The following is a 26,685-nucleotide window of genomic DNA, read 5'->3' as shown; positions in this document are numbered from 1 at the left end:
TCAAGGACCCTTGCGCGGTATTGCATGAGGGTCCCGTGCAAAATCGCCTACTCGGCGCGGAAATGCTTCGAAAGCTTCAGGCCCTGCGCCTGGTAGTTGGAGCCGACGCCGAGGCCGTAGAGACCATCGGGACGTTCCAGCATGTGTTCATAGATCAGCCGGCCGACGATCTGCCCATGCTCGAGGATGAACGGCACCTCGTGGCTGCGGACTTCCAGAACGGCGCGGCTGCCGCTGCCGCCGGCAGACGCATGGCCGAAGCCCGGATCGAAAAAGCCGGCGTAGTGCACGCGGAATTCGCCCACCAGCGGATCGAACGGCGTCATCTCGGCCGCATAAAGCGGCGGCACATGCACCGCTTCGCGCGAGACGAGGATGTAGAACTCGTCCGGATCGAGGATCAGCTCGTCGCGGCCGCGGCTGTAGAGCGGCTCCCAAAAGTCGAAGATCGCGTGCTGCGCCTTCTTGTCGACGTCGATGACCGCCGTGTGGTGCTTGCCACGGTAGCCGATCAGGCCATCCGGGCCGGTGCCCTTGAGATCGATCGAGAGCGCAATGCCGCCGCCGCTGACATTCGGGCGCTCGCTCGCCACTAGAACGTCGCTCTCGTGCAGCGCCAGCAACTCCTGCTCCGAGAGCAGCGACTGCCCCATACGGAAGCGGATCTGCGACAGGCGCGAACCGCGGCGCACGACGATCGGGAAGGTGCGCGGGCTGATTTCGAGATAGAGCGGACCGCTGTAGCCGGCCGGGATCTTATCGAATTCCTGGGCACGGTCGGTGATGACGCGGGTGAAGATGTCGAGGCGGCCGGTCGAGCTTTTCGGATTGGCCGAGGCCGACATGCCCGCAGGCAGCGCCAGGCTTTCCATCAGCGGCACGATGTAGACGCAGCCGGTTTCCAGCACCGCGCCGTCGGTCAGATCGACCACATGCAGCTTCAGCCGGTCAAGCTTGTCGGCGACGAGATGTGATGGGCCAGGCATGAAGCTCGCGCGGACGCGGAAGGCCTTGGCGCCTAGGCGCAGGTCGAGGCTTGCCGGTTGGATCTGATCGGCATCCAGCGGCCTCTCGCTCTTCAGGCGTCCCGTTTCGAACAGCGCGGCGATCGCGCGGTCGGCCAAAATCCCAGTGTCGCGGCCCATTGCAGTCCTCTTTCCAGTTGCGAGACAAAACCAAACTCCGGGAATTGACGCAAGCGCACCCAAGCAGTATTGGAGCTTTATCCCGTGGTGATTTGGCCGGTCGGCTTGCAGCCACGTTAAACAAGTAGCTAAAAAGGCCGGGTGTCAAACCGGCCCTTCACGCGGCCGGTTTTTTTGTTTTTGAAAGTGATCGTCACATGAGCAAAAACTGGCGCCCGGCAACGCAACTGGTCCATGGCGGAACCACCCGCTCGCAGCACGGCGAAACCTCCGAAGCGATCTTCCTGACTCAGGGCTTCGTCTACGAAACGTCGGAAGCGGCCGAAGCCCGCTTCAAGGGCGAGACCGAGGGCTTCATCTATGCCCGCTACGGCAGCCCGACCAACGACATGTTCGAAAAGCGCATGTGCATGCTGGAAGGCGCCGAAGACGCGCGCGCCACGGCCTCGGGCATGGCTGCCGTTTCCGCGGCGATCCTGTGCCAGTTGAAGGCCGGCGACCACATCGTTGCCGCGCGCGCGCTCTTCGGCTCCTGCCGCTGGGTGGTCGAGACGCTCGCGCCGAAATACGGCATCGAATGCACGCTGGTCGACGGCCGCGATCTCGCAAACTGGGAAAAGGCGATTCAGAAGAACACCAAGGTCTTCTTCCTCGAAAGCCCGACCAACCCGACGCTCGAGGTGATCGATATCGCCGGCGTGGCGAGGCTCGCCAACCAGATCGGCGCGAAGGTCGTCGTCGACAACGTGTTCGCGACCCCGCTCTTCCAGAAGCCGCTGGAACTCGGCGCCCATATCGTCGTCTACTCCGCCACGAAGCACATCGATGGCCAGGGTCGTTGCCTCGGCGGCGTCGTGCTTTCCGACAAGGAATGGATCAACGAGAACCTGCACGACTACTTCCGCCACACGGGCCCGGCCATGTCGCCGTTCAATGCCTGGACGCTGCTGAAGGGTATCGAGACCCTGCCGCTGCGCGTACGCCAGCAGACGGAAACCGCACGCCGCGTCGCCGACTTCCTGGCAGAGCAGCCGCAGGTGGCCAAGGTCATCTACCCCGGCCGCAAGGATCACCCGCAGGCCGATATCATTGCCAAGCAGATGACCGGCGGTTCCACCCTCGTCGCCTTTGAACTGAAGGGCGGCAAGGACGCAGCCTTCGCGCTGCAGAATGCGCTTGAGATCGTTCGCATCTCCAACAACCTCGGCGACAGCAAGAGCCTGATCACCCATCCGGCAACGACGACGCACAAGAACCTCACCGACGAGGCCCGCGAAGAACTCGGCATTTCCGCCGGCACGGTGCGCTTCTCCGCGGGGATCGAAGACAGCGAGGACGTTGTCGAGGATTTTGCCCGCGCGCTGAAGGCCGTCAAGGCCTAACCCCGCCGAAACATACGGCCGCCGCAGCAGGCGGCGGCCGTCGATCCCTTGCGGCAGATCTCCGCGTTACGCAGCGGCGGCAGCGGGAACGAGGGGGCTCAAACACCCGCTCATGAGGCCGCAAGCCATTGCCCCAGAATGGGTACGCACAATCTTGCCGTTATTCTTGACGAAACCATCTTGCTGTAGAATACCCTGAAAGACCTGAAGCAAGGTGTTGCCCATGTATCGCGCTTTGACCCGCGACATAGAAGTTACGGTGGAGCCGTACTATCTCGAAGAGCAGTCGGATCCTGATGACGGCCGCTATGTCTGGGGCTATCGCATCGTCATTTCCAACCATTCCGATGCAGCCGTGCGGCTGATGACCCGCTACTGGCATATCACGGACGAGAACGGGCAGGTCGACGAAGTCAGCGGCCCCGGCGTGATCGGCGAGCAGCCGCTGCTCAATCCCGGCGATACCTACGAATATTCATCGGGCTGCCCGCTGGATACGCCATCGGGCGTGATGTTCGGCCACTACAGCATGGAATCGGAAGGCGGAGAGACCTTCAACGTGGCCATCCCCGCCTTCTCGCTCGATTCACCGGGGCTCGTGCGCACCCTGAACTAAAGCATGTCGCGCAAAAGTGTGCAGTGGCTTTGCGATAACGACATGCGAAATATCAAGGGCTTAAAGCGCAAGGAGCGAATCTGAAAGATCGCGAAGCGCGCTTTAGTTTGTCCGGAGTGACGCCCGCTCCTGCGGACGCACTTCGCTGGCTTCGAAACGGTAGGTCGTCGAGCAGAATTCGCAGGTGACCTTCACGACGCCATCCTCGATGGTGCTTTCGAGATCATCCGCTTCCAGATTGGCGAGCACCGAACGGAGCTTCTCGCGCGAGCAGCTGCAACGGTCATAGACCGCCTGCGGCTCATAGACGCGCACGCCGCGCTCGTGGAACAGCCGGTAGAGCAAACGTTCGGTTCCGACCGTCGGGTCCGTCAGCTCGTCGGTGTCGATCGTCTCGACCATCACCTTGGCTTCCGCCCAGTGATCGTCATCCTCGACGACGCTTTCGCCGTTGTCGCCATCGCCGCCGGAGAGATCAGGCTGGCGCATGCGCTCGGGCGCTTCCGGCAGGAACTGCGCGACCATGCCGCCGGCGCGCCAGCGATGGCGCGGCTTGCCGTTCTCATCGCGGTCGAGCAGCTCGGCGACGCCGAGCCTGACCTTGGTCGGGATCTGCTCCGATTGGCGGAAGTAGACGCCGGCGATTTCTTCCAGCGTGGCGCCGTCAAGTGCGACGATGCCCTGGTAGCGCTGGGTATGAGCGCCCTGGTCGATGGTAAAGGCGAGCACGCCCTTGCCGAGCAGTTCATGCGAAAGGGTGCGGCCATCCTTTTCGGCGGCGGCCAGCGCATCCGCATCGTAGCGGGCATAGGCGCGCACGCGGTCCGGCGTCGAGAAATCGGCGACGACGAGATCGACCGGGCCGTCTCCTTGCGTCTGGACGATCAGCTTGCCTTCGAACTTCAGCGAGGTGCCGAGAAGCACCGTCAACACGATGGTTTCGGCAACGAGCCGCGCGACGGGAAGCGGATAATTGTGGCGCTCCAGAATTGCGTCCAGCATCGGGCCGAGTTGCACGGCGCGGCCGCGCACATCGAGGCCTTCCACCTGGAAAGGCACGACGTGATCGTCACCGGCAAAGTCGAATTCACCAAGCCCTGGTGTCATGTCAGTCATGTCTTGCTCCTTGCATCAGCCAACTGCGTTGCGCCCGGGACATTCGTATCCTCCCGGCGCAACGTGCCCGCTGTCTCAATTGATCCCGCAATGAACGGATAGTCCATCGGGTATGTGCCGTTCGCCAACGCGCCGCGCACAACCCGTTGCAGTCGGCGCTTCACCGTTGTCAGGAGCGCCCCACATGCCGCCTAGATCGTGTCGCGCGGCGGCGATGTCAATAGCCCGCCCTCGCGCAGCAGCTACTGAAGGGCTGCGCCAGCGCGCACCACGCAGCATCCGTGCCGGCAAGGGGCTTAGACAAGCCCCATGCACCAGGCGATGATCGACTTCTGCGCATGCAGGCGGTTTTCGGCCTCGTCGAAGACGACCGACTGCGGACCGTCGATCACCTCGTCGGTCACTTCCTCGCCGCGATGCGCCGGCAGGCAATGCATGAACAGCGCATCGGAGGCCGCGTGCTTCATCAGCGCTTCATTGACCTGAAACGGCTGGAACACGTTGTGGCCGCGGGCACGATGCTCCTGGTTCATCGACACCCAGGTGTCGGTGACGACGCAATTGGCGTTGGCCACGGCCTGCTCGGCTTCGTGACACAGCAGGATCTCGCCGCCGTTGTTGCGGGCCCAGTTCAGGATCTTGTCCTGCGGCTCCGAGCCCAGCGGCACAGCCATGTTCATGCGATAGCCGAAACGGGCGGAGCCTTCGATCAGCGAGTGCAGGACGTTGTTGCCGTCACCGGTCCAGGCGATCGTCTTGCCCTTCACCGGTCCGCGATGCTCTTCGAAGGTCATGATGTCGGCCATGATCTGGCAGGGATGGGTATCGTCGGTGAGACCGTTGATGACGGGTACCGTCGCATGCTCCGCCAATTCCAGCAGGCGGCGGTGGTCGGTGGTGCGGATCATGATCGCGTCGACATAGCGCGACAGGACCTTGGCCGTATCGCCGATGGTCTCGGCGCGACCGAGCTGCATCTCCGTGCCCGACAGGAACAGGGTTTCGCCGCCGAGCTGACGCATGCCGACGTCGAAGGACACGCGTGTGCGGGTGGACGGCTTTTCGAAGATCATCGCCAGCATCTTGCCGGCGAGCGGCTTCTCGGCGGTTCCGGCCTTGGTCGCCGCCTTTCGGACGCGGGCGTCGTCGATGATCGTCCGGAGATCGGCGGCCGTCACGGCCGAAAGATCGAGAAAATGTCTGGTGCCTGCCATCGTACTCGGTTCCTGTCTGAAAAATCGATCCGTGGTGCGCCCGCATTCCGCGTGAACGCACGAGGGTCATTCTAACACCCTGTGTCGGCGTCGGTCCTATCCGTTAAGCAGCGGCGTTGCCGCCGGCCTTCCGAACTGCTTCGGCAGCGCGCTCGATGCGCGCAAGGCCCTCGCGCGCTTCCTCCGCCGTCACCGTCAGCGGCGGCAGCAAGCGCAGCACATTGTCGCCCGCCGGCACGGCCAGGAGCTTCTCGGCGCGGATTTCCTTCAAAAGATCGGCCGAGGGGCCCTTTACCTTGATGCCCAGCATCAGGCCGTCGCCGCGGATGTCCTCGATGACGTCCGGGTAGCGGTCTTTCAGCGAGGCGAGTCCCTGGCGGAAGACGAGCGCCACATCGCGCACATGGGCGAGGAAGCCGTCAGCGAGGATGACGTCAAGCACGGCGTTGCCGACGGCCATCGCCAGAGGGTTGCCGCCATAGGTGGAGCCATGCGTGCCCGCCACCATGCCGGCCGCCGCCTCTTCCGTCGCCAGGCAAGCACCGAGCGGGAAGCCGCCGCCGATGCCCTTCGCAACGGCCATGATATCCGGGCGGATGCCCGCCCATTCATGGGCGAAGAGCTTGCCGGTACGGCCGACGCCGGTCTGGACCTCGTCGAGGATCAGGAGCAGGCCGAACTCGTCGCAGAGCGCGCGCAGTTCCTGCAGGAATTCCTTCGTCGCCGGGCGAATGCCGCCCTCGCCCTGGATCGGCTCGATCAGGATCGCGGCGGTCTCTTCGGTGATCGCATTCTTGACGGCCGCGAGGTCGCCGAACGGAACCTGATAGAAGCCCGGGGCCTTTGGTCCGAAACCTTCGATGTACTTCTGCTGGCCCCCGGCGGCGATCGTCGCGATCGTGCGGCCGTGGAAGGCGCCCTCGAAGGTGATGACGTGAAACTTCTCCGGCTGGCCCTTGGCGAAGTGATAGCGCCGCGCCGTCTTGATCGCGCATTCCAGCGCTTCCGCACCGGAATTGGTAAAGAAGACCCGATCGGCGAAAGTGACGGCAGCCAGGCGGCGGCCAAGGCTTTCCTGCCCCGGAACTTCGTAAAGGTTGGAAAGGTGCCAGACCTTCTCGGCCTGCGCCTTCAGCGCCTCGACGAGATGCGGATGCGCGTGGCCGAGCGAGTTCACGGCAACGCCGGCGGCGAAATCGAGGTAACGCGAGCCGTCTTCGGCGATCAACCAGACGCCCTCTCCTCGCTCGAAACGCAACGGCGCGCGCATGTAGGTATCGTAAAGCGGCGTGGTTGCAGTCATGCGAGGCTCTCCTTCACTCCAATCGGCATCGGTACCGCAGCTTCATGCGGCCCGATAAAAATCAAAAATGCCGCCTTTCGGCGGCGCAGGCACTATTCCCATTTCGCACCGCAATGTCAACAAAACCAAGCCTTGCAGCGCGATGGCGAGACCCGTTTCCCTGCGACGAAAAAATCGGCCGGAAGGGCTTGCAAAAATGCAACGCTGATCGAGCAAGTTGGGGAAAACTACGAATTCGATTCGGCGTGATTCCCCGGACTCTTGCCACGGAGTCCAGCGGTCAGTACGTTAACATTCAATTACTAGACGCATGCGGCGGACCTAGTCACCAAAAGAGTTATCGCGTTTGCAACCTCGGGGTTCAGCCGGGGTGCGGTGAGGGATTCTGCCATCCCCAACGCTGAGAACGGAGAGTGCAGAGATGAACTGGACTGACGAGCGGGTGGAGAAACTGAAGAAGCTTTGGTCCGAGGGCCTGAGCGCAAGCCAGATCGCGGCGCAGCTCGGCGGCGTCAGCCGTAACGCTGTCATCGGCAAGGTTCACCGCCTGAGCCTTCCCGGACGCGCCAAGGCTGGCGGCAGCGCCACGGCGGCGGCCCGCCCGAAGCGGCCGACCTCGGCCCCGCGCGCTCCGAACTACGCCTCGCGCGTTTCGACCCGCACCGTTGCCCGTCCGTCCGGCGCCACCGTTCTCAAGGAAGAGATCGAAGTCGATCTCGTGGCCGAGCAGAACTTCAGCATCAGCACGGACGTGGTCGTGCCGATGTCGCGCCGCCTTGAGCTGACCCAGCTCACCGAACGCACCTGCAAGTGGCCGATCGGCGATCCGCTGAAGGAAGAATTCCACTTCTGCGGCAATGACTCGCCGGAGTCCTCGCCCTATTGCAACTTCCATGCACGGCTTGCCTACCAGCCGTCGGCCGAGCGTCGGCGGATGCGCTGAAGCTCCGCACAGGAACAAAAGAAAAGGGGCTGATCGGCCCCTTTTTAATTGCCTGTCGTTGGCCCCTCTCAGCTTTCGAGCGAGTAGCCGGCGCCGCGGACCGTGCGAATGACGTCCGGCATGGTCGAGAAGTTCAACGCCTTGCGCAGGCGGCCGACATGCACGTCGACGGTCCTTTCGTCGACATAGATGTCGTGACCCCAGACGCCATCCAGCAACTGCGAGCGCGAGAAGACCCGGCCCGGAGAGGACATCAGGAACTCGAGCAGGCGGAATTCCGTCGGTCCCAGGCGAACCTCGCGGCTGCGGCGATGAACGCGATGGGTTTCCCTGTCAAGCTCGATGTCGCCGCAGCGCAGCAGCGTCGAGAGCACTTCGGGCTTCGCCCGGCGAAGCATCGCCTTGACGCGAGCCATCAGTTCCGGCGTCGAGAAGGGTTTAACCACGTAGTCGTCGGCACCGGTCGCGAGACCGCGAACGCGCTCGCTTTCCTCGCCGCGCGCCGTCAGCATGATGATCGGCAGCCGCTCCGTCTCCGGGCGCTGGCGCAGCCGACGGCAAAGCTCGATGCCGGAGACGCCGGGCAGCATCCAGTCGAGGATCAGAAGGTCGGGCAGGCGTTCCTGGAGCCGGATCTCCGCCTCGTCACCCCTGAGGATCGTATCGACGTCGAAGCCTTCCGCTTCCAGATTGTAACGCAACAGGACGCTCAGCGCCTCTTCGTCTTCGACCACGGCGATTTTTGGCAACATCAGGTAACGTCTCCTTACCGCGAGCGCCGTGCGGCTCCAGTGGCCGGGCCGGCGCTCAGACACTCTAAATCTGGAGCATTTCCGCGTTTTTCAAAGGCAGTGCGAAAGCCGCATGCTTCAGATACAGGAATTCGGGGCCGCGACCGGAGCCGCGACCAGGTGATATTCACGGGGCATGCATTGCGAACGGCGCGTCTAACGCTCAGTCGTTGACCGAGCCCAACGTCGACGTATTGTCATCCTTCGGACGCTCGCCTTCCGGCTGGGCACCCGTTGCCATGTAATAGATCGTCTCGGCGATATTGGTCGCGTGGTCGCCGATGCGCTCGATGTTCTTGGCGCAGAACAGAAGATGCGTGCAGGGCGTGATGTTGCGCGGGTCTTCCATCATGTAGGTCAGCAGCTCGCGGAACAGCGAGGTGTAGATCGCATCGATCTCCTCGTCCCGCTCGCGAATGCTGTTGGCCTTTTCCGGCGAACGCGAGGCATAGACGTCGAGTACTTCCTTGAGCTGCACCAGGGCAAGCTCGGCGAGGTGCTCGAGACCGCGGGCAAGCTTGCGCGGGATGCCGGAACCGGCGACGGCGATCACGCGCTTGGCGGTGTTCTTGCCGAGGTCGCCGACACGCTCCAGGTCGGAGGCGATGCGGATCGACCCCATGATCTCGCGAAGGTCGGCGGCGACCGGCTGGCGCTTGGCGATCGTGACGATCGCCTTCTCGCCGATCTGGCGCTCGGCATCGTCGAGGATGGTGTCGTCCGAGATCACCTTCTGCGCCAGAGCCAGGTCGGAATTGACCAGGGCGCGAACGGATTCGGCGACCATCTGCTCGGCGAGACCGCCCATTTCCGAGATGCGGCGCGTCAGGTACTTCAGTTCTTCGTCATAGGCGGACATGATATGCATGGACATGATCGTCGATCCTTGCGGGCGCTTTCCAGTTACTGTTGCAGCCGTCATTGGCCTCAGCCGAAGCGGCCCATGATGTAATCCTGGGTGCGCTGGTCATCCGGATTGGTGAACATCTTGTCGGTGTCGTTCTCCTCGACGAGATTGCCGAGGTGGAACATGGCGGTGCGCTGCGACACGCGGGCGGCCTGCTGCATCGAGTGGGTCACGATGACGATCGTGAAGTTCGTGCGCAGTTCGTGGATGAGCTCCTCGACCTTGGCCGTCGCGATCGGGTCGAGGGCCGAACAGGGCTCGTCCATCAGGATGACTTCCGGGCTGACGGCAACGGCGCGCGCGATGCAAAGGCGCTGCTGCTGGCCACCGGAAAGGCCGGTGCCCGGTTCATGCAGGCGATCCTTCACTTCGTTGAACAGGCCGGCTTTCTGCAGGCTGGTTTCGACGATCTCGTCGAAATCCGCCTTGGTGCGGGCAAGCCCGTGGATGCGCGGACCGTAGGCGACGTTGTCGTAGATCGACTTCGGGAACGGGTTCGGCTTCTGGAAGACCATGCCGACGCGGGCGCGCAGCTCGACCACATCGATGGTCGGATCGTAGATGTCGTCCTCATCGAGCGTGATCTTGCCGGTGACACGGCAGTTCTCGATGGTGTCGTTCATACGGTTCAGCGTGCGCAGGAAGGTCGACTTGCCGCAACCGGACGGGCCGATCAGAGCCGTTACCGTATTCTCGCGGATGTTGAGGTTGACGTCGAAAAGCGCCCGCTTCTCGCCGTAGTAGACCGACACATCCTTGCCGATCATCTTGTAGGGCACAGTGTTCATTTTCTGATCCAAGGCCTTCTCGACTGCTGCTTCTGACATGATGTTCATAGAAATTACCTCACTACCAACGGCGCTCAAAGCGACGTCGCAACAGAATGGCGCCAAGGTTCATGACGACGAGGAAGATGAGAAGAATGATGATCGCGCCGGAGGTGCGCTCGACGAAGGCGCGTTCGGCCTCGTTGGCCCACATGTAGATCTGCACTGGCAGCGCCGTCGACGGCTCCATCGGCGAACCGGGATAGTCGACGACGAAGGCGACCATGCCGATCAACAGCAGCGGCGCGGTTTCGCCAAGCGCGTGGGCAAGGCCGATGATCGTACCGGTCAGAATGCCCGGCATCGCCAGCGGCAGAACGTGATGGAAGATGGTCTGCATCTTCGAGGCGCCGAGACCGAGTGCCGCCGAGCGGATGGACGGCGGAACCGCCTTCAGGGCCGCGCGCGTGGCGATGATGATCGTCGGCAACGTCATCAGCGTCAGCACGAAGCCGCCGACGACAGCCGCCGAGCGCGGCATGCCGGCAAAGTTGATGAAGACGGCGAGGCCCAACAGACCGTAGACGATCGACGGAACGGCTGCGAGGTTGTTGATGTTGACCTCGATCAGGTCGGTGAGCCGGTTCTTCGGCGCGAACTCTTCGAGATAGATCGAGGCGGCAACGCCGATCGGCAGCGACAGCGCGAGCACGATCATCATCATGTAGAACGAGCCGAGGGCGGCGACGCCGACGCCCGCCGCTTCAGGACGGCTGGAGGCGCCGAAGATGAAGATGCCGGTGTTGAAGCTCTTTTTCAGGATACCGGCCTCGGCAAGCTGGTTCATCCAGGTGACCTGCTGGTCCTTGACCTTACGCTTGCTCTCTTCGACCTTGAGGTCGATCTGCCCCTTGTAGGCGGAGTCGATGTTGGCTTCTGCCAGCAGGGTGACCGGAACGGTCTTGCCGATGATGGACGGATCCGCCACGACCATGTCGCGCAGCAGCGTACGGGAGCTCGCAGAGACCATGTCGGTCGCCTGCTTGACCAGCGGCCGCTTGCTCGCATCGATGCCGAGCTGCTTGACGAGCGCCTCGCGCACCAGCAGCGGATAGTTGGCAGTCATCAGCACCTTGCTGTCGCTCGTGCGTTCGCCCTTGGGGTCGATGACCTTTTCGGTGAATTCGATCGGCAGCGTGATCGTCGTCTGCTGGAACGCGGTATAGCCGTTGGAAATGACGGTCCACAGCAGCAGCGCCAGGAAGAAGAGACCGATGCTGATGGCGGCAATGCCGTAGGCGCGGAACCGGCGCTCGGCGGCATAACGGCGCTTGATGCCGATATCACGCTTGGCGGATGCGGGACGGGCGGAAATCCGGACGGTCGGGGAAGCGATGTCGGTCATTCGTACTGTTCCCGGTATTTGCGCACGATGTAGAGCGCGTAAATGTTGAGGCCGAGCGTGATGACGAAGAGCGTGATGCCCAGTGCGAAGGCGACCAGCGTCTGCGGCGAGGTGAACTCGAGGTCGCCCGTCAACTGGTTGACGATCTTCACGGTCACCGTCGTCATCGGCTCGAAGGGATTGAGCTGCATGCGGGCTGCGACACCGGCCGCCAGCACCACGATCATCGTTTCGCCGACGGCGCGGGACGCGGTCAGAAGCAGCGCGCCGACAATGCCCGGAAGGGCTGCCGGAAGGATGACCTTCTTCACCGTTTCCGAGCGGGTGGCGCCGAGGCCCAGCGACCCGTCACGCAGCGCGCGCGGCACCTGGGTGATGATGTCGTCGGAAAGCGACGATACGAACGGGATCAGCATGATGCCCATGACGATGCCGGCGGTGACCACGCTCTGCGCCTGGATGAAGTTCTGGTAGTTGCCGGTGACAAGACCGTTGAGCTGCGCCGAGATGTCACGCAGGAACGGGCCGACGGTCACCAGTGCGAAGAAACCGTAGACGATGGTCGGGATGCCGGCGAGCACTTCGAGCAGCGGCTTTGCGGTCGAACGCAAGCGCGGGCTTGCATATTCCGCCATGTAGATGGCCGCGAAGAGACCGATCGGCACCGCGAACAGCATGGCGACGAAGGCGATGTAGAGCGTGCCTGCGAGAAGCGGCAGAAGGCCGAACTGACCGGAGGCGCCACCGCTGCCGGCTGCAGCGAAACGCGGATCCCAAACCGTGCCGAAGAAGAACTCGAACGGCGAGACCATGGTGAAAAAGCGACCGGCTTCCGACAGCATCGAGGCGACAATACCGACGGTCGTCAGGATGGCGATCGAAGACGCGACGATCAGCGAGCCGAGAATGACCCGCTCGACCTGGTTGCGCGCACGGAAGCGGGTGGCAATGTTGCGGATGGCGTAGATGCCGCCGGCGATCGCGACCAGCAGAACGGCGGCCGTCATGAACCAGCGATTGGCAACAGTCATCGCGTTGAAATGCTGGGCGACGGTGACCATGTAGGGCTCGCCTTCGCCCGCAAGGGCAACGCCCTTGGATGCGAGCGTCGAGCGAAGATTGGCGTTACCGCTTTCGAGCGCCGAAAGCTCCTCGCCGCTCAAGCGCAGCAGGCCGCCGGCAACGGATTTGACCTGGCCGAGCGCGAGCTGAACAGCGGCCGCACCCTGGCTCTGGACAGTATCCGGCAGGGCGGCGCGCGTGCTTCCGTCGATATAGATGGGTGCCGCAATCAGCCAGGTGCCGAGAACGAGCGCCGCCGGCAGCATCGCCCAGATGGCGACGTAGCTACCGTGGTAGCCCGGCAAGGAATGGAGGTTGGAGAGCTTGCCGCCAGACTGCGCCAGCGAACGTGCGCGACCGGCAAAATAGGCAATGAAACCAATAATAACAATTAGCAAAAGAAGGAGCGAAGTACTCATCGGCACGTCTCCCCGGCGTCGCCCGTCCTGAGCCGCCGGCAAATCGAATGAAGGCATGCCCCGGCGCGAGGAAGGTCGCGCCGGGGCTTGTCGTTATCAGAGCATGTTGCCGGCTTCGAAGCCCTTGCGAATTTCTTCGCGCTCGGCGTCCGGAGCAGCAACCAGGCCGTACTCGGCGAGCGGGCTGTCCGGGCCGATCATCTGGTCGTCGATGAAGAACTCAACATATTCCTTGAGGCCCGGGATAACGCCGAGATGTGCCTTCTTGACGTAGAAGAACAGCGGACGGGAAACCGGGTACTCGCCGGAAGCGATCGTTTCGGTCGACGGTGCGACGCCGTTGACGGTCGCGACCTTCAGCTTGTCGGCGTTGTTTTCGTAGAAGGACAGGCCGAAGACGCCGATGCCGTTCTTGTTGGCAGCGATACGGGCGAGCGTTTCGGTGTAGTCGCCGTCGATGTCGACAGCCATACCGTCCTTGCGGACGGCGACGCACTTGCTGTGCTGCTGCTTTTCATCGGCAACGGCAGCCTTGATGACGTCAACGGCGCCAGCTTCCTTGCAACCTGCCGCGAGGATCTTCTCTTCGAAGACTTCGCGGGTGCCGTGCTTTTCGCCCGGGATGAAGGCGGCGATATCAACGTCCGGAAGCGCGGAATTGACTTCCGACCACTTCTTGTAGGGATTGGCAACGATCTTGCCGTCGACGACGACTTCAGCGGCGAGCGCCTTGTAGAGATCGACCGGCTTCAGGGCGAGGTCGGCATTGCCGGCGTCGGTTGCGAAGACGATGCCGTCATAGCCGATCTTGACTTCCTGGATTTCGGTCACGCCAGCGGCCTTGCAGGCCTCGACTTCGCTGTCCTTGATCTTGCGCGAGGAGTTGGCAATGTCGATGGTGTCCGGGCCGACGCCCTTGCAGAATTCCTTCAGGCCGGCGGAGGAGCCGCCGGATTCGACGACCGGGGTCTTGAAGTCGGGGAAGGTCTCGCCGAACGTCTCGGCGACGATCTTGGCGTAGGGAAGGACGGTCGAGGAGCCAGCGACCTGAACCTGGTCACGGGCGGCGGCTGCGCCGGCAAATGCGGCAGACGCTACCAGCGCCGCGACAGTGAGTTTAAGAGCTTTCATAAAAGTTCTCCCGGAATGGGCTTGTGTTGGTGTGCGCCAAGCGTTGCAGCGCTCTTCGCCGTCTTATCGGCTGCCCCCTAGTTAGCCGCCGATAGCCACACCTTTTATGTCAGTTTGACGAAACATTTATGACAGCTCATGTCATTGAAAATACTAAGGGAAAATGAACGGTTCCGAGCTTTCCCGCGTCAATATGTCAGAACCGGACCGTAAAAGTCGTACCTTTGCCGATCTCTGAATGGATCAGCAGCCGAGCACGGTGGCGGGTGAGGATGTGCTTGACGATGGCGAGGCCCAATCCGGTGCCTTTTTTCGACCGGCTGGCCTCGACATTGACCCGGTAAAACCGCTCGGTAATGCGCGGTACGTGCTCGGCGGGAATGCCCGGCCCGTAGTCCTTCACGATCACTTCCACCTGGGCGCCTTCTTCGCCGCCGTAAAGGGTTATGTCGACCTTCTTGCCCTCCTGGCCATACTTGCAGGCATTCTCGATCAGGTTCTCGAAGACCTCGATGAGTTCGTCGCGGTCGCCCTGCACGACGACGGGCTTGTCCGGCACCACGAGAGAGACCGCGACATCGAGGTCCTTTGCCAACGGCAGCAGGCTGTCGCGGACATGGCCGAGCAAGGGCGCGAGGTCCACCGGATCGTCGGGCGCGATATGCGAGCGCAGTTCCAGTCGCGAAAGCGACAGGAGGTCATCGACGAGGCGGCTCATGCGCGTGACCTGCTCGTGCATGATGCCGAAAAATTTCTCCTGCGCCTTCAGGTCGTTGCGGGCCGGACCCTGGAGGGTCTCGATGAAGCCGCGCAGCGATGCGAGCGGCGTGCGCAATTCATGGCTGGCATTGGCGACGAAGTCCGAACGCATGCGGTCTATGCGGCGTGCCTGCGAGATATCGCGGTAGGTCAACAGGAATATCCGCCTGCCCGCCCCATCGCCGGGAACCTCGGCCGGCGCAACGCGCACGATGTAGACCGCATCCGACGGCAAGCGCTCAGTATGTTCGATCTGGTTCGCCTTGCCGGTCGCCATCGTCTCGCGGACCATGTCGAGGATGCCTGGCGCGCGCACCCGAGCGGCCAGATAGGTGTTTGGCGGGATGGTGCCGAAGGCCTTCTCGGCGGCGATGTTCTGGAAAACCACCGTCTCGTCGGCAGCAATCACCAGAACAGGCATGTCGAGCGCGTTCAGCGCGGGCGCCAGCGGATCGCTCGTCGGACCGGCCGCAACCACAGCCTTGGCGGGGCTCAAGATCACCGAAGCCGGCGCGCTGCGGTTCAGCAAAGCTGCAACCAGAACGATCCAAAACGGCAAAACGATGAGAAAGTGGATGCCGGCGATGGTCGCAAGGATTGCCAGCAGCAGAGTAAGGCTCAGCAGCCAGCGCTCTGCTTTCAGCCGCGGAACCAGGTCCCGCCAGAACGCTTTCGAACCGTCCACCGCGACATCCTCATGAATCACTTTCTCTTCCTCCCGGACCAAAATGACCGAGGAATAGCGACCCTTCATGACATGATTTTCACGACCGGCTTGAATCCGCAATGCAATTGTGGCCTCCTCCAAGGAAATCGAGCCTTGGGCACCGCGTCTTTTCGGCGCTGCCCGGAGCTCCGAGAGTTTGAAAACGCGCATGATCCCGCCGATGATCGAAGCCGGTTTTCGGAGCCGTGCGCCAGGCCGAAGGGGCGAGCAGATGGCGTTAGCGGAGACGACGGGAAAGGCGGAAAGCCGCGCTGTGGAGCTGCAGATCGGCGGCAAGAGCCGCATCTTCGACATCGACAATCCCGAGTTGCCGAAGTGGATTGACGACGCTGCCTTCTCCTCCGACGACTATCCCTACAAGAAGAAGCTCGACGAGGAAGAATATCTGGCGACGCTGGAGAAACTCCAGATCGAACTCGTCAAGGTTCAGCTCTGGCAGCAGAAGACCGGAAAACGCATCATGGCGCTGTTCGAGGGCCGCGACGCTGCCGGCAAGGGCGGCGCGATCCATGCGACGATGGGCAACCTGAACCCACGCTGGGCCCGTATCGTCGCGCTGACGAAGCCGACGGAGACCGAACACGGGCAATGGTATTTCCAGCGCTACGTCGCGACCATGCCGACGGCCGGCGAATTCGTGCTTTTCGACCGCTCCTGGTACAACCGCGCCGGCGTCGAGCCGGTCATGGGTTTCTGCACGCCCGAGCAGCACAAGCAGTTCCTGAAGCAGGTGCCGCGCTTCGAGAAGATGATCGTGCATGAGGATATCCAGTTCTTCAAATTCTGGATCAACATCGGCCGCGAGATGCAGCTCAAGCGCTTCCACGATCGCCGCCACGATCCGCTGAAGATCTGGAAACTCTCACCGATGGACATTGCCGCCCTCAACAAATGGGACGACTACACGGCAAAGCGTGACGAGATGCTGAAGGCGACGCACACGGACCACGCACCCTGGACCGTGGTGCGCGGCAACGACAAGCGGCGCGCACGCCTCAATCTCATCCGCCATATCCTTTGCGCGCTCGACTATGACGGCAAGGACAAGGACGCGATCGGCGATGTCGACGACAAGATCGTCGGGTCCGGCCCGGGCTTTCTGAAGTAGCGTTCATACGTCGGTGGCCGGACGCTACGCCCGAACGGGCGGCCAGCACGCTCGCCCGACCGGCGCCCCAGCGGTTCGAAGGCCTTGGGCTTTCGAACCGGGAAGCTTACTGGCCCGGAAGAACGCGAATGGCGTAAAGGTTGAGGCTCTTGCCTTCGCCGCTGATATCGCTGTTGATGACGATCCGGCCGGCGGAATTCGGCGCAAGGCTGCGATCGAAGGTGATCTTGAACAGCATGTCGAGCCGCTCGTCATGCACCGTGAAGCGATGACGGCCGCATTCGCCGAGCGAGGAGAAATTGCACTCGACGGCAAACTCGGTCGTCTTGCCCGGCTGCGCCTGCACTGTCAGCGCCATGGTCGAGGTTTTACCGGAAAGCTGCGCCAGGACGGCCGCCGGGATCTCGATGGTGATGTCGCCTTCCGTTTCGGCGGAAGAAGAGGTGAGTTGGATGCGCTTGCCGCCATCGTCATCCACAGGCTCGGCCTTGGCGCGCAAGCCGGGTGTGACTGCGCCGGCGTTTGTCGGCGCGAAGACCTCCACCCAATCGCCGGTGAAGCCCTGCTGAGCGCCGAGCGTTTGCAGGCCCGCCGCCCCGTCGAAATTTTCCGATGCCACCGACGCCGGCGGGTTGGCGACATTGGTGTCGCGTTCGGCCGCGGATTTCAGGAGGCCATTGGTCTGCACCCACCAGATTGCGGCGCCTGCGGCGGCGGCGAGGGTGACGACGACCATGGTGAAGGACAGGAAGCGGCTGCGCTTGCGGCGCCGCTTTCGATCGGTATCCCCGCGAACCTCGGGCGCGGCTGCGGTGGCCTCGGCGCCCTTTGCCATTGTATCTGCAGCGGCACGCGTCGAGACGACCGGGCCGTCACGCTCGGCGCGAAGGCCACCGAGACCACCGTCTGTCGCCGCGGAACGCGGCGCATCGGCCGCAAAGCCCGGCTCGCGGCGGTCCGCCTGAGGAGACTGTGGTTGGGTTTGAGCCCGGGATTGCGGCTCGGCACGCGCCTGCTCCGGTCCGCGTGCGCGGACATTTTCGTCGACGCTGACGGCGGGAGGCGTGGCGACGGGAGGCGTGGCAGCGGGAGGCACCGGCGGCCGCGCCCGAAGGGCCGCCCGCTCCTCCGTTTCGATCGCATGGATCACCGCCTCCAGCCGATGGCGCTGCTGGGTAATGACGTTGACGTCGTCAATTCCCTGCTTCTGCAATCCGGCTTCCAGCGCCTGACGGGCCGACTGGTAGATGCGGGCACGTGTTTCCGCGCTGGCGCGGTCGGAGCGCTCCAGCGCGTTTCTGATTGCAGTCTCAAGTCCGCTCACATCAAGTCCTCTGTGTAGGCAGGGCTTTGGGCCTGCCGGCGCACTCTCGCCGATCGGCCCCCTCGAACCGTCCCCAAGGGCCTCAACGGTTAAATCTGGAGGCACGCCGTTGGTTTTGTTAACAATTGCGTAACCGCTGCTTTCGGAATCCGCAAGTCCGGCGGCCAAGTCGACCGGCCAAGCCCGGGGAAAACGCGACAACTTCGCGGACCGTCTCAAGGATAGGCCCGCGTCGCCTGCGCGAAAACCACCTCTTTGCAAGCGACGAACTTGCTGCTATCTATTTTGACGTTTACGCAAACGTCAAAATTTCGATGCGCCAATCGAGGGATGGAGAAACCGATGCCGCTTCCGCCAATTCTTTCCGGAACGACGAGACTGCCTGTCGTTGGCGCCCCTCTGTTCATCATCTCGAATCCGCAGTTGACGATTGCGCAATGCAAGGCCGGCGTGATCGGCGCCTTCCCGGCACTCAACGCACGCCCACAGTCGCAGCTCGACGAATGGCTCGCCGAGATCACCGAGACGCTCGCCGATCACGATGCCAGAAACCCGACGCGGCGCGCGGCACCCTTTGCCGTCAACCAGATCGTGCACAAGTCCAACGCGCGGCTCGAGCAGGACCTGATGCTCTGCATCAAGTACAAGGTTCCCGTCGTCATTTCCTCGCTCGGCGCGGTGCCCGAGGTCAACGCCGCCATCCATTCCTATGGCGGCATCGTGCTGCATGACGTCATCAACAACCGCCACGCCAATTCGGCGATCCGCAAGGGCGCCGACGGCCTGATCGCGGTTGCCGCCGGTGCCGGCGGTCATGCCGGCACGCTTTCGCCGTTTGCGCTCGTCCAGGAAATTCGCTCCTGGTTCGACGGGCCGCTGCTCCTCTCGGGCGCGATCGCCACCGGCGGCGCCATCCTGGCGGCGCAGGCGATGGGCGCCGACATGGCCTATATCGGCTCGCCGTTCATCGCGACGGAAGAGGCGCGCGCCACCGACGCCTACAAGCAGATGATCGTCGACAGCAACGCCGCCGACATCGTCTATTCCAATTACTTCACAGGCATTCACGGCAACTACCTGAAGCCCTCGATCGCTGCTGCCGGCATGGATCCGGACCATCTGCCGGAGGCGGACCCGTCGAAGATGGACTTCGGCGCCGCGACCGAAGGGGCGAAGGCCTGGAAGGACATCTGGGGCTGCGGCCAGGGCGTCGGCGCAATCAAGGAAGTGACCTCCGTCGCCCGTCTTGTCGATCGGCTGGAGCGCGAATACGATGCGGCACGCACCCGCCTTGGCCTGAACGCCATGCCCGTCGCGGCCACCAACAAGGAATTTTCAAGTTCTCGAAACTGATGGCTTGAAATCTTGGCGCTTTGCGTTTATCAGCGCCTCACATTCGTTCCGCGGTCTTCCGCGGAACCGCCTCCGGGCCGCTTTAGCTCAGTCGGTAGAGCACATCATTCGTAATGATGGGGTCACGTGTTCGAGTCACGTAAGCGGCACCATTTCCTTTCAAGAGCATCTAGGAACTCGCGCAAGAAAGCGGGCGTGGCAGTAAACACGGTGAACCGCTCCGGGCACGATGCTCGCGTGAGCAGCGTCGACAAGATGGGGCGACCACTGGTGATGATCGGCGCCCGACGAATGACGAGCCCCTGACGCCCCAGATATCGCCGCGATCGAGGCTGTCACCCGGCCGGCATGTTCTCATGAAGGCTACTTGTAAGCCCTTCGCCACCCGGCTTCGCGAGCAGCCTCCTCAGAGCAGAACCACCGCTCTCCGTCCAAGTAATTGACGCGCGTTTGGCTGTAATATTCCTGCCCCGGGAGATGGTAGATCCGCTCCTCAGTGTTGTCACTGATGTTGCCCTTTATGTCGCAGCCAGGAATCAGCGGCACGTACTCAGAAATGCCGAAGAGACCAATTGCTGTGATCATGGCGATGCCGGGGATCCAACTGTTGTCCTTGCAGTGCGGCGATCGCCGCGGCGCGTGGGGGCTGCGCTGACTTGGCACATTGTGCCCCGTCTTCCATTTCCGACGCTTCCGTGGGTCGAAGTCGACAACTTTCCCCATGTCACCCCCCTGCAGCGGACGATAGCACACGTTAAAATTTAGGAAAGCCTAAATAAGACTTGACTATAACGTGCGTTATGGGACCATGCACCTTCATGGTTGTAGTGTATTGGGGGCAAATCATGAATCTTTCCACTGCTGAACAGCTATTGGTCGAGCAGCGTGTGACGAACGAGGCGAAATCGACAGCGGTCGCCTACCTATTATGGATTCTCTTTGGCGGCTTCGGAGCGCACAGGTTTTATATCGGCCGCACCGGAAGCGGCATCGCAATGATCGCCTTGCTCGTGATTGGCTTCGGCACCGCGAGCGTCGGAATCGGGGCACTGTTCATTGTCGCCTTGGGTGTGTGGCTGCTGGCCGACCTGTTCCTCATCCCCGGGATGATCCACCATCACACGAAGGCAGTGCGAGAGAACTTGAGCGCGCAGGTCTATGCGCAGCGCATGGTCGCCGTCGAACGTGCCGGGCGGGCGACACGATGATCAGGAAATACGGGAAGTTTGTCTGCTTCTATGCTTGCTTGACGTTGTTTTCAGCCAATCAAGCGTTCGCGTTCACTCTTACCCGCCGGATAAGAGTCCCGGACTGGATGGACATTTATCTGATCGAGCTTCTGGTGGCTTTTTTATTCAGCTACCTGGGATTGTTGCTGACGAAACCGCGTGGTGTGCCTGTTAAACAGCTTTCTCGGATGCATCTTCCTCCGTTCGCAAACTTCTTTCGCGTCCTCTCAATCACCACTTATCTGATGATGATGACCATGTTCTTTGTTGGCATGCTCCTTCGTCGCTACCCAGAAGCCGTATCCTGACGCGTCATGCCGCCGATCCTCCTGGTGATCTGCCGCCATAGATCCTGGCGAGGCGCATGTCGTCGTCGCCATGGTTATCACGCTGCGCCGCTCTCCTTCAGCCGCGGCTTGAGCTTGCCTCGCGGAAGCTTCGCAGCGTCCTCGGCCTCACCGACGCGGCATGCCGCAACTCCGCGTTCTGCCTTCGATGGCGGACAGTGCCGTTCGGATCACAACTGCCCTATGCCGCGCGAACCTTCCAACCGTGGCTGCGATCCGACAGGATTCCGGGTGTCTCCACGCCGTCCAATGCGACTTCCAAACCTCGAGCGCCCGGCAATTGGCGCTTCTGCGGGAACCATGGGCGGCTTGGGTCGACGGCGATAAGCAGCCCCTCGTCATTACCGATAGCGGCAAAACCCGAAGTGGCCGGTCCGAGCGTTCCGACCCCGAACGTGCTGATGGCTTCGGCCACAGTGCTCGCGACATTCTCGCTTGGAAGGCCGACCTCGCTGAGGCAGCTTAGCTCAGACCCGCCGAATGGCCGCTTTCGGGCAGGATCGACCAGCCTGCGGCGGCCGATCAATTCAAGCACTGAACTGTCGGGACCATCGAAATAGACGGATCGTGACTGCCAATACCCCTCCAGCACGTGGCATTCACGACCATCCGGCTCTTTTTGCAGAGCCGTGCGCCCCTTCAGCCATGCGATTGCCGCATCAAACCGGTCGTAGGGCACATTGAACGCCAAATGCACGCCGCGGGGCGCCTCTTCAACGGCGGGGATCAGCCGGATTTCGCTCCACCCCACCTGGATGACGCTCCCGTTTGCCGGCAGTTCCAGCGTGTCGCGAAAAAAGGCTGCGCTCGCCGAGACATCCGATGCCGGCAGTGTGAGTTTCCTGATGCGCATGAAATCCGATCCTGCCGATTAGCTCTATCGGGTGCCTTGTTACGACCTCGACATAGGTTGAGGTCAAGAGTTCGCGAAGCCAACCCAACGCCTGTTCCTGTTTCCGCACCGATTGAATCTGAGCGAAAGTTGAATTAGTCGGGATTCATCCATCCTCAACGGAGAGGCGACGAACCGACATGAACTTTGTTGAGCAGCTCGCTCGGAACTTCCTGCGCAAGCGGGGCTACTCCGTCTCGCACGGTGGTGGCGAGGACTATCGAGGCGATTACCGCCTGATGCAGTATTCAAGCTACGAGCAGTATGTCTCGGTTCAGACCGAGGGAAACAAGCGCAAGATCGACCAGGTCTGGGCCGACGAGGCGACGATCGACGTGATCTGTGACTATGTTCGCAAGGCCATCCCAAATGCGAAGCGGGGCCTCTGCCACGGCTCCAGGAATGGCACCGAGGTCAAATGGTTCTCGGATCGCCTCGGCATCGACGTCATGGGCACGGATATCTCGGACACGGCGTCCCGGTTCGGGCTCACCCAGTGGGATTTCCATGACGAAAATCCGGATTGGAAGAAAGCCTTCGACTTCGTCTACACGAATTCCCACGATCACGCCCACGATCCGCAAAAGGCTTTCACGACCTGGGTGGGCCAATTGGCGGACGGAGGGAAGCTCTTCATCGAGCATACGCTCGGACACGCCCCGGCGAGCGTCAGCACGCTGGATCCCTTCGGCATCGAGCCCAAGGTTCTCCCTTTCGCCGTCCTGGAGTTCGGCGAGGGCAAATATGCCGTGACGAAGGTGATCAAACCGGCCCATCAAAAGGGCGGTAGTCCGATCTGGGTGTTCGTGATCGAGGCGATCCCGCTCGGCTGATCGCCGCGATCCGATGTCGCCGGTTCAGGGCGAGCTCCGTCGCCAGGCAACCGGCAGCCGGCCGGTCGCCCGAACGCGCAGCCGCCCTTCGCGCGCCGCGGCGCCAGTCGAAAGCGTCACTTCAGATTGCCGTCGCCGCTTCGATCCGCCGTCTTGAAGTCCGCCATCACCCGGTCCAGAAATTCGTTCCGGGTGATCTTGCCGTCGCCGCTTGCGTCGGTGGCGGCAAACTGCTGGGCATTCAGCGCCTGCTTCGTCTCGTCGGAGGTGAGGCTGCCGTCCTTATTCCTGTCCAGATTGACGAAGGCGGTCGTCATGAAGGCCTCGTATTCGGACCGGTCGACCGCACCATCCTTGTTGCGATCGAGCGCATCCATCTGCCCCTGGCTCATTGTTGCGGCTTGCTGCGCGACAGCGAGACCAGCCGGACAGACCACAAGCACACTCATAAGAACGAGTTTTCTCATCCCTCACCCTTCCGCGATCAATAGTAGCGGCACGTCAGAGCGTTGCCGGCCGCAGCGCCCAACGTAGCACCACCGCCAACAGCCCATAGCTGGCCGGTACCTGAACCGATCGTCGAGCCGATCAGGCCGCCGACGATTGCGCCGCCGACTGTTCCGGCAATGCAGCCGAATTCGTTGCCAGTCGGACCGCTCTTCGACACGTAGGCAGATTGGCACCCCGACAAGGCTAGAGCGCCGGCAAGAATGATAGTTACGGTCTGCTTGCTCATTTTATCCTCCAATATGGCCGTCTGTCTGGAATAGAGATCGGGCGGAGGCGCCATTGAGTGGCGTCGGATGTAAATAGCTTCCGAGTATGCTCCCCGGATGGGGGAGACTCTTCTGTTCAATCAGAAGCAGCTCACGAATAAAACACGCGGTCCGGAGACGAAGACCTCCAAACCGCGGGCGAATACTACCCTGAGCGGCCAGCAATGACAATGTTGTGCGTGGTATTAGCTTTGTATCGCAAATAACCCGTGACGCGATCAGGCACTGCACTCACTTAACGAATGACCCCTAGCCCTAGATTTATTTATATCTCCTGCGAGATATCGTCGTTTGTGGCGTGGCGATGGGCGGTCTAGGTCTGGCTTGCTCCTGGCTGAGGTTCCTTGCTTTCATTCGCATATCTCCGGACGAGCTTCGGTCGAAGGCCCAATCAACAGGCTGACCCGATGGACTTTCGCCCCAGGGACCTGGGCCGGGCCAAGCATGGGGCATCCCCGCCTCGCAAGAAAGAGTACACGCAATGGATAGAATGACGACAATCAAATTAGGGCTTACTACTACAATCCTCTTTTCGTTCGCCGCGACTGCCTTCGCCGGGAACGACGAGCAGGCCCGGATTGCCGCCGCCGTGGACAAGGCGATCCGACCGATCATGCGCGAACACAATGTACCGGGCATGGCGATTGCAGTGACCGTTGACGGCCAGCACACCTTCGTCAACTACGGCGTCGCTTCCAAGGAAACGAAGGCGCCGGTTACGGAGAACACGCTGTTCGAGCTCGGCTCGATCAGCAAGACTTTTTCCGGCACGCTCGCCGCCTACGCGCAGGCGCTCGGCAAGCTGTCCTTCGAAGACCATCCCGGCAAGTACATGCCCGAGCTCCGTGGCAGCGCCATCGACAAGGCGACCCTCCTCAATCTCGCCACCTATACCGCCGGCGGCCTACCCTTGCAGTTCCCCGATCAGGTCAAGAGCGACGGCGACATGCTGACTTACTTCAGCAACTGGAAACCGGATGCCGAGCCAGGGACGAAGCGTCGCTACTCCAACCCGAGCATCGGCCTCTTCGGCCATGTCGCCGGCCTGGCGATGGGCGGCAGCTTCGCCAAGGTGCTAGAGACCGAGCTGTTTCCGAAACTCGACCTCAAGCACAGCTATGTCATCGTGCCCGCAGGTGCGATGGGCAGCTACGCCTGGGGCTACGACAAGGCCGACAAGCCGGTCCGGGTCAGCCCGGGCATGTTCGACGCCGAAGCCTACGGCGTGAAATCGTCCGCGGCAGACATGATCCGCTTCGTCGAAGCCAATATCCGGCCGGAGCAATTCGACGGACCCGTTCGCAAGGCCATAGAGGGAACGCATGTCGGCTACTTCGATACCGGCAAGATGATTCAGGGCCTCGGCTGGGAACAGTATCCCTACCCGGTTTCGCTTGAGCGGCTGCTCGACGGCAACTCCCGGACCATGGCCATGGATACCAAGCCGGCCACGGCATTGGTTCCTCCGAAGCGCCCCGATGGCGCGACGCTTTACAACAAGACCGGGTCCACCAACGGCTTCGGCGGCTATGTCGCCTTCGTGCCGGAAAAGAAGATCGGCGTCGTCATGCTGGCAAACCGGAACTTCCCGAATGCGGAGCGCATCAAGGCGGTGCATGCAATTCTGAAGACGTTGGCCGCCCTGGCGGAATAGGCGGCGAAGCATCCATTCAAGGCCCCCCTTTGTTGCGGCAGTTCGCAACAAAGGGGTATCTGCATTCATCAACAACCTAGCAGCGAAACTTCAATCACCGCCCGCTTGCATATTAGCGCCGAGTGTTGTCATCTTCCTTTCGCGAAAGCGCGATCAGATGCAGCGAAGTTCAGGCGTATGTGGGGATGCCGATGTTCGAGCGGGCGGGGTTTCAAGGTTTGCTGCAGCAGGTGCGTGCACGAGAAGGACGGGCGATCTTCGTCGTGGCGGCCTTGGCATTGGTTGCCGGTTGCGGCGGTCATGCCAAAGGCGTGATGACACCGGTGGCGCTTACCGCGCCGGTACCCGGAACCTCGACCGTCGACATGCTCGTCGCGACCACGCGCCGGCCCTCCGGCGATCCGGCGACGCTGTTTTCCGGCGAGCGTGACGCCAACACCTTCCTGACCGACGTTGCGGTGTCGATCCCGCCGGACACGGCGCGCAAGGCCGGCACGGTGCAATGGCCACGCAAGCTGCCGCCGGACCCCAAGAAGGATTTCACCGTCACCCGCGTGCGTGAACTCACGTCGCTTGATGAAGCCAAGTCCTGGTTCTTGCAGCACGACGTCGGCGGACAGGCCTTCGTCTTCGTGCACGGTTTCAACAACCGCTACGAGGATTCCGTCTACCGGCTTGCCCAGATCATCCATGACTCCGACGTCCAGGCGACGCCGGTACTGTTTACCTGGCCGTCACGGGCCAATGTGTTCGACTATAATTACGACAAGGAGAGCACGAATTATTCGCGCACAGCCCTTGAAAACATCCTGAAGAAACTCGCCGACGCGCCCAAGGTCAAGGGTATCACCATCCTCGCGCATTCGATGGGCACCTGGCTGACCATGGAAACGCTCAGGCAAATGGGCATCCGCGACGGCAACGTGCCCTCCAAGATCGAAAACGTCATCCTCGCCTCGCCTGACATCGACCTCGACGTCTTCGCCAAGCAGTTCGTCGAGATGGGCCACAAACGACCGAAGTTCACGATCTTCGTTTCGCAGGACGATCGCGCGCTCGCGCTCTCCAGCTTCATTTCCGGCGACGTTTCCCGCCTCGGCGCGATCGACCCGTCTGCCGAGCCCTATCGCACCCAACTGGAACGGGCCGGCATCACTGCGATCGACCTGACCAAGGTCAAGACCGAGGACGGCCTGCACCACGGGAAGTTCGCGGAAAGCCCGCAGATCGTTCAACTCATCGGCACCCGGCTGGCAACCGGGCAGACACTCACCGATTCCGATATTTCCGTCGGAACCGGCATTGCAGCGGTTGTTGCCGGTACGGCCAGAAACGTCGGCAATGTCGCTGCAGCCACCGTATCGGCTCCGGTATCGATCCTCGAGAATCCGCAGCCTGCGCCCAAGAAGAAGCAAGTCATCAGCGAAACGCTGGCGACCGATATGCCGCAGCCGGTAAAGATCAAGTGATGGTCGGCTGCCG

The 26,685-nt window shown here is 62.0% G+C and carries 26 protein-coding genes, 1 tRNA gene and 1 riboswitch; of the genes, 11 read left to right on the top strand and 16 right to left on the bottom strand.

The window, feature by feature from the left end:
* Positions 1-47: 47 nt before the first annotated feature.
* Positions 48-1,145 (bottom strand): 2'-deoxycytidine 5'-triphosphate deaminase, encoded by a 1,098-nt coding sequence (locus AC1Z3V_RS19740; protein ID WP_173515501.1) that lies wholly within the window; start codon positions 1,143-1,145, stop codon positions 48-50.
* 74 nt (positions 1,146-1,219) lie between these two features.
* Positions 1,220-1,298, top strand: a riboswitch (SAM riboswitch).
* A gap of 44 nt (positions 1,299-1,342) precedes the next feature.
* Here AC1Z3V_RS19740 and AC1Z3V_RS19735 point away from each other — a divergent pair.
* Together AC1Z3V_RS19735 and apaG are read left to right on the top strand one after the other, a co-directional pair.
* The gene (locus AC1Z3V_RS19735) at positions 1,343-2,527 is read left to right on the top strand and encodes an O-succinylhomoserine sulfhydrylase (RefSeq protein WP_429812797.1); all 1,185 of its coding nucleotides are present in this window, start codon (positions 1,343-1,345) and stop codon (positions 2,525-2,527) included.
* A gap of 223 nt (positions 2,528-2,750) precedes the next feature.
* On the top strand, positions 2,751-3,143 hold the full coding sequence (gene apaG, locus AC1Z3V_RS19730) for a Co2+/Mg2+ efflux protein ApaG (RefSeq protein ID WP_065773477.1): 393 nt from the start codon (positions 2,751-2,753) through the stop codon (positions 3,141-3,143).
* Positions 3,144-3,245: 102 nt separating this feature from the next.
* On the opposite strand, the gene AC1Z3V_RS19725 is transcribed toward apaG, so the two are convergent.
* The 3 genes from AC1Z3V_RS19725 to AC1Z3V_RS19715 all read right to left on the bottom strand — a co-directional run bounded on the left by AC1Z3V_RS19725 (position 3,246) and on the right by AC1Z3V_RS19715 (position 6,776).
* Positions 3,246-4,259, bottom strand: a complete 1,014-nt coding sequence (locus tag AC1Z3V_RS19725; RefSeq protein ID WP_429812802.1) for an Hsp33 family molecular chaperone — start codon at positions 4,257-4,259, stop codon at positions 3,246-3,248.
* Positions 4,260-4,555: 296 nt separating this feature from the next.
* Positions 4,556-5,473 (bottom strand): ornithine carbamoyltransferase, encoded by a 918-nt coding sequence (gene argF, locus AC1Z3V_RS19720; RefSeq protein WP_429812804.1) that lies wholly within the window; start codon positions 5,471-5,473, stop codon positions 4,556-4,558.
* A 103-nt stretch (positions 5,474-5,576) separates the two neighbouring features.
* Positions 5,577-6,776, bottom strand: a complete 1,200-nt coding sequence (locus tag AC1Z3V_RS19715; protein ID WP_429812807.1) for an aspartate aminotransferase family protein — start codon at positions 6,774-6,776, stop codon at positions 5,577-5,579.
* 421 nt (positions 6,777-7,197) lie between these two features.
* On the opposite strand from AC1Z3V_RS19715, the gene AC1Z3V_RS19710 reads away from it, so the two are divergent.
* A complete protein-coding gene (locus tag AC1Z3V_RS19710) occupies positions 7,198-7,719 on the top strand; it encodes a GcrA family cell cycle regulator (RefSeq protein ID WP_429812810.1) in 522 nt (173 codons plus the stop codon).
* Between the two features lie 68 nt (positions 7,720-7,787).
* Here AC1Z3V_RS19710 and phoB read toward each other — a convergent pair whose 3' ends face one another.
* From phoB to phoR, 7 genes are all read right to left on the bottom strand, one after another.
* Positions 7,788-8,471, bottom strand: coding sequence for a phosphate regulon transcriptional regulator PhoB (phoB, locus tag AC1Z3V_RS19705; RefSeq protein WP_057248102.1), 684 nt, complete (start codon positions 8,469-8,471; stop codon positions 7,788-7,790).
* Positions 8,472-8,673: 202 nt separating this feature from the next.
* Entirely contained in the window at positions 8,674-9,387 is a 714-nt protein-coding gene (gene phoU / locus AC1Z3V_RS19700; protein WP_223727869.1) for a phosphate signaling complex protein PhoU, read from the bottom strand.
* Positions 9,388-9,437: 50 nt separating this feature from the next.
* Positions 9,438-10,253, bottom strand: coding sequence for a phosphate ABC transporter ATP-binding protein PstB (gene pstB / locus AC1Z3V_RS19695; RefSeq protein ID WP_104662739.1), 816 nt, complete (start codon positions 10,251-10,253; stop codon positions 9,438-9,440).
* Between the two features lie 13 nt (positions 10,254-10,266).
* On the bottom strand, positions 10,267-11,589 hold the full coding sequence (gene pstA, locus AC1Z3V_RS19690) for a phosphate ABC transporter permease PstA (protein ID WP_429812814.1): 1,323 nt from the start codon (positions 11,587-11,589) through the stop codon (positions 10,267-10,269).
* A complete protein-coding gene (gene pstC, locus AC1Z3V_RS19685) occupies positions 11,586-13,070 on the bottom strand; it encodes a phosphate ABC transporter permease subunit PstC (protein WP_483501231.1) in 1,485 nt (494 codons plus the stop codon). The genes pstA and pstC overlap by 4 nt, the downstream gene beginning before the upstream one ends.
* Positions 13,071-13,166: 96 nt before the next feature.
* Positions 13,167-14,201: a substrate-binding domain-containing protein gene (locus AC1Z3V_RS19680; protein ID WP_483501230.1), complete on the bottom strand. Its 1,035-nt coding sequence runs from the start codon at positions 14,199-14,201 to the stop codon at positions 13,167-13,169.
* Positions 14,202-14,397: 196 nt separating this feature from the next.
* Positions 14,398-15,666: a phosphate regulon sensor histidine kinase PhoR gene (phoR, locus tag AC1Z3V_RS19675; RefSeq protein ID WP_483501228.1), complete on the bottom strand. Its 1,269-nt coding sequence runs from the start codon at positions 15,664-15,666 to the stop codon at positions 14,398-14,400.
* A gap of 232 nt (positions 15,667-15,898) precedes the next feature.
* Here phoR and ppk2 point away from each other — a divergent pair, with 232 nt between their 5' ends.
* Positions 15,899-16,795, top strand: a complete 897-nt coding sequence (gene ppk2 / locus AC1Z3V_RS19670) for a polyphosphate kinase 2 (protein ID WP_483501227.1) — start codon at positions 15,899-15,901, stop codon at positions 16,793-16,795.
* Positions 16,796-16,901: 106 nt separating this feature from the next.
* On the opposite strand, the gene AC1Z3V_RS19665 is transcribed toward ppk2, so the two are convergent.
* A complete protein-coding gene (locus tag AC1Z3V_RS19665; RefSeq protein ID WP_483501225.1) occupies positions 16,902-18,119 on the bottom strand; it encodes a biotin transporter BioY in 1,218 nt (405 codons plus the stop codon).
* A gap of 342 nt (positions 18,120-18,461) precedes the next feature.
* Between AC1Z3V_RS19665 and AC1Z3V_RS19660 the strand changes: the two genes are divergently transcribed.
* A complete protein-coding gene (locus AC1Z3V_RS19660; RefSeq protein ID WP_483501224.1) occupies positions 18,462-19,472 on the top strand; it encodes an NAD(P)H-dependent flavin oxidoreductase in 1,011 nt (336 codons plus the stop codon).
* A gap of 76 nt (positions 19,473-19,548) precedes the next feature.
* Positions 19,549-19,624: transfer RNA gene (locus tag AC1Z3V_RS19655), tRNA-Thr, on the top strand.
* A 211-nt stretch (positions 19,625-19,835) separates the two neighbouring features.
* Here the strand turns inward: AC1Z3V_RS19655 and AC1Z3V_RS19650 are convergent.
* The gene (locus tag AC1Z3V_RS19650; RefSeq protein ID WP_483501223.1) at positions 19,836-20,195 is read right to left on the bottom strand and encodes a sunset domain-containing protein; all 360 of its coding nucleotides are present in this window, start codon (positions 20,193-20,195) and stop codon (positions 19,836-19,838) included.
* 122 nt (positions 20,196-20,317) lie between these two features.
* Here AC1Z3V_RS19650 and AC1Z3V_RS19645 point away from each other — a divergent pair, with 122 nt between their 5' ends.
* Together AC1Z3V_RS19645 and AC1Z3V_RS19640 are read left to right on the top strand one after the other, a co-directional pair.
* Positions 20,318-20,680, top strand: coding sequence for a TM2 domain-containing protein (locus AC1Z3V_RS19645; RefSeq protein WP_483501221.1), 363 nt, complete (start codon positions 20,318-20,320; stop codon positions 20,678-20,680).
* Between the two features lie 107 nt (positions 20,681-20,787).
* Positions 20,788-21,009, top strand: coding sequence for a hypothetical protein (locus tag AC1Z3V_RS19640; protein WP_429812833.1), 222 nt, complete (start codon positions 20,788-20,790; stop codon positions 21,007-21,009).
* Between the two features lie 220 nt (positions 21,010-21,229).
* On the opposite strand, the gene AC1Z3V_RS19635 is transcribed toward AC1Z3V_RS19640, so the two are convergent.
* Positions 21,230-21,901, bottom strand: coding sequence for a VOC family protein (locus tag AC1Z3V_RS19635; protein WP_483501218.1), 672 nt, complete (start codon positions 21,899-21,901; stop codon positions 21,230-21,232).
* Between the two features lie 179 nt (positions 21,902-22,080).
* Between AC1Z3V_RS19635 and AC1Z3V_RS19630 the strand changes: the two genes are divergently transcribed.
* Positions 22,081-22,773, top strand: a complete 693-nt coding sequence (locus tag AC1Z3V_RS19630) for a class I SAM-dependent methyltransferase (protein WP_483501216.1) — start codon at positions 22,081-22,083, stop codon at positions 22,771-22,773.
* Positions 22,774-22,889: 116 nt separating this feature from the next.
* Here the strand turns inward: AC1Z3V_RS19630 and AC1Z3V_RS19625 are convergent, their stop codons facing one another.
* Both AC1Z3V_RS19625 and AC1Z3V_RS19620 read right to left on the bottom strand, forming a co-directional pair.
* Positions 22,890-23,240 (bottom strand): EF-hand domain-containing protein, encoded by a 351-nt coding sequence (locus AC1Z3V_RS19625; protein WP_429812839.1) that lies wholly within the window; start codon positions 23,238-23,240, stop codon positions 22,890-22,892.
* Between the two features lie 17 nt (positions 23,241-23,257).
* Positions 23,258-23,509 carry a glycine zipper 2TM domain-containing protein gene (locus AC1Z3V_RS19620; RefSeq protein ID WP_057248089.1) on the bottom strand — a complete coding sequence of 84 codons (252 nt, stop codon included), beginning with the start codon at positions 23,507-23,509 and terminating at the stop codon, positions 23,258-23,260.
* A gap of 521 nt (positions 23,510-24,030) precedes the next feature.
* Here AC1Z3V_RS19620 and ampC point away from each other — a divergent pair.
* A complete protein-coding gene (ampC, locus tag AC1Z3V_RS19615; protein WP_483501214.1) occupies positions 24,031-25,203 on the top strand; it encodes a class C beta-lactamase in 1,173 nt (390 codons plus the stop codon).
* 191 nt (positions 25,204-25,394) lie between these two features.
* The gene (locus AC1Z3V_RS19610) at positions 25,395-26,672 is read left to right on the top strand and encodes an alpha/beta hydrolase (RefSeq protein ID WP_483501212.1); all 1,278 of its coding nucleotides are present in this window, start codon (positions 25,395-25,397) and stop codon (positions 26,670-26,672) included.
* Positions 26,673-26,685: the final 13 nt, after the last annotated feature.

Source organism: Ensifer sp. 38_S197 (genome assembly GCF_056924495.1).
The sequence above is the reverse complement of the archived record's forward strand: the minus strand, read 5'-3'. Positions and strand labels throughout refer to the sequence as shown.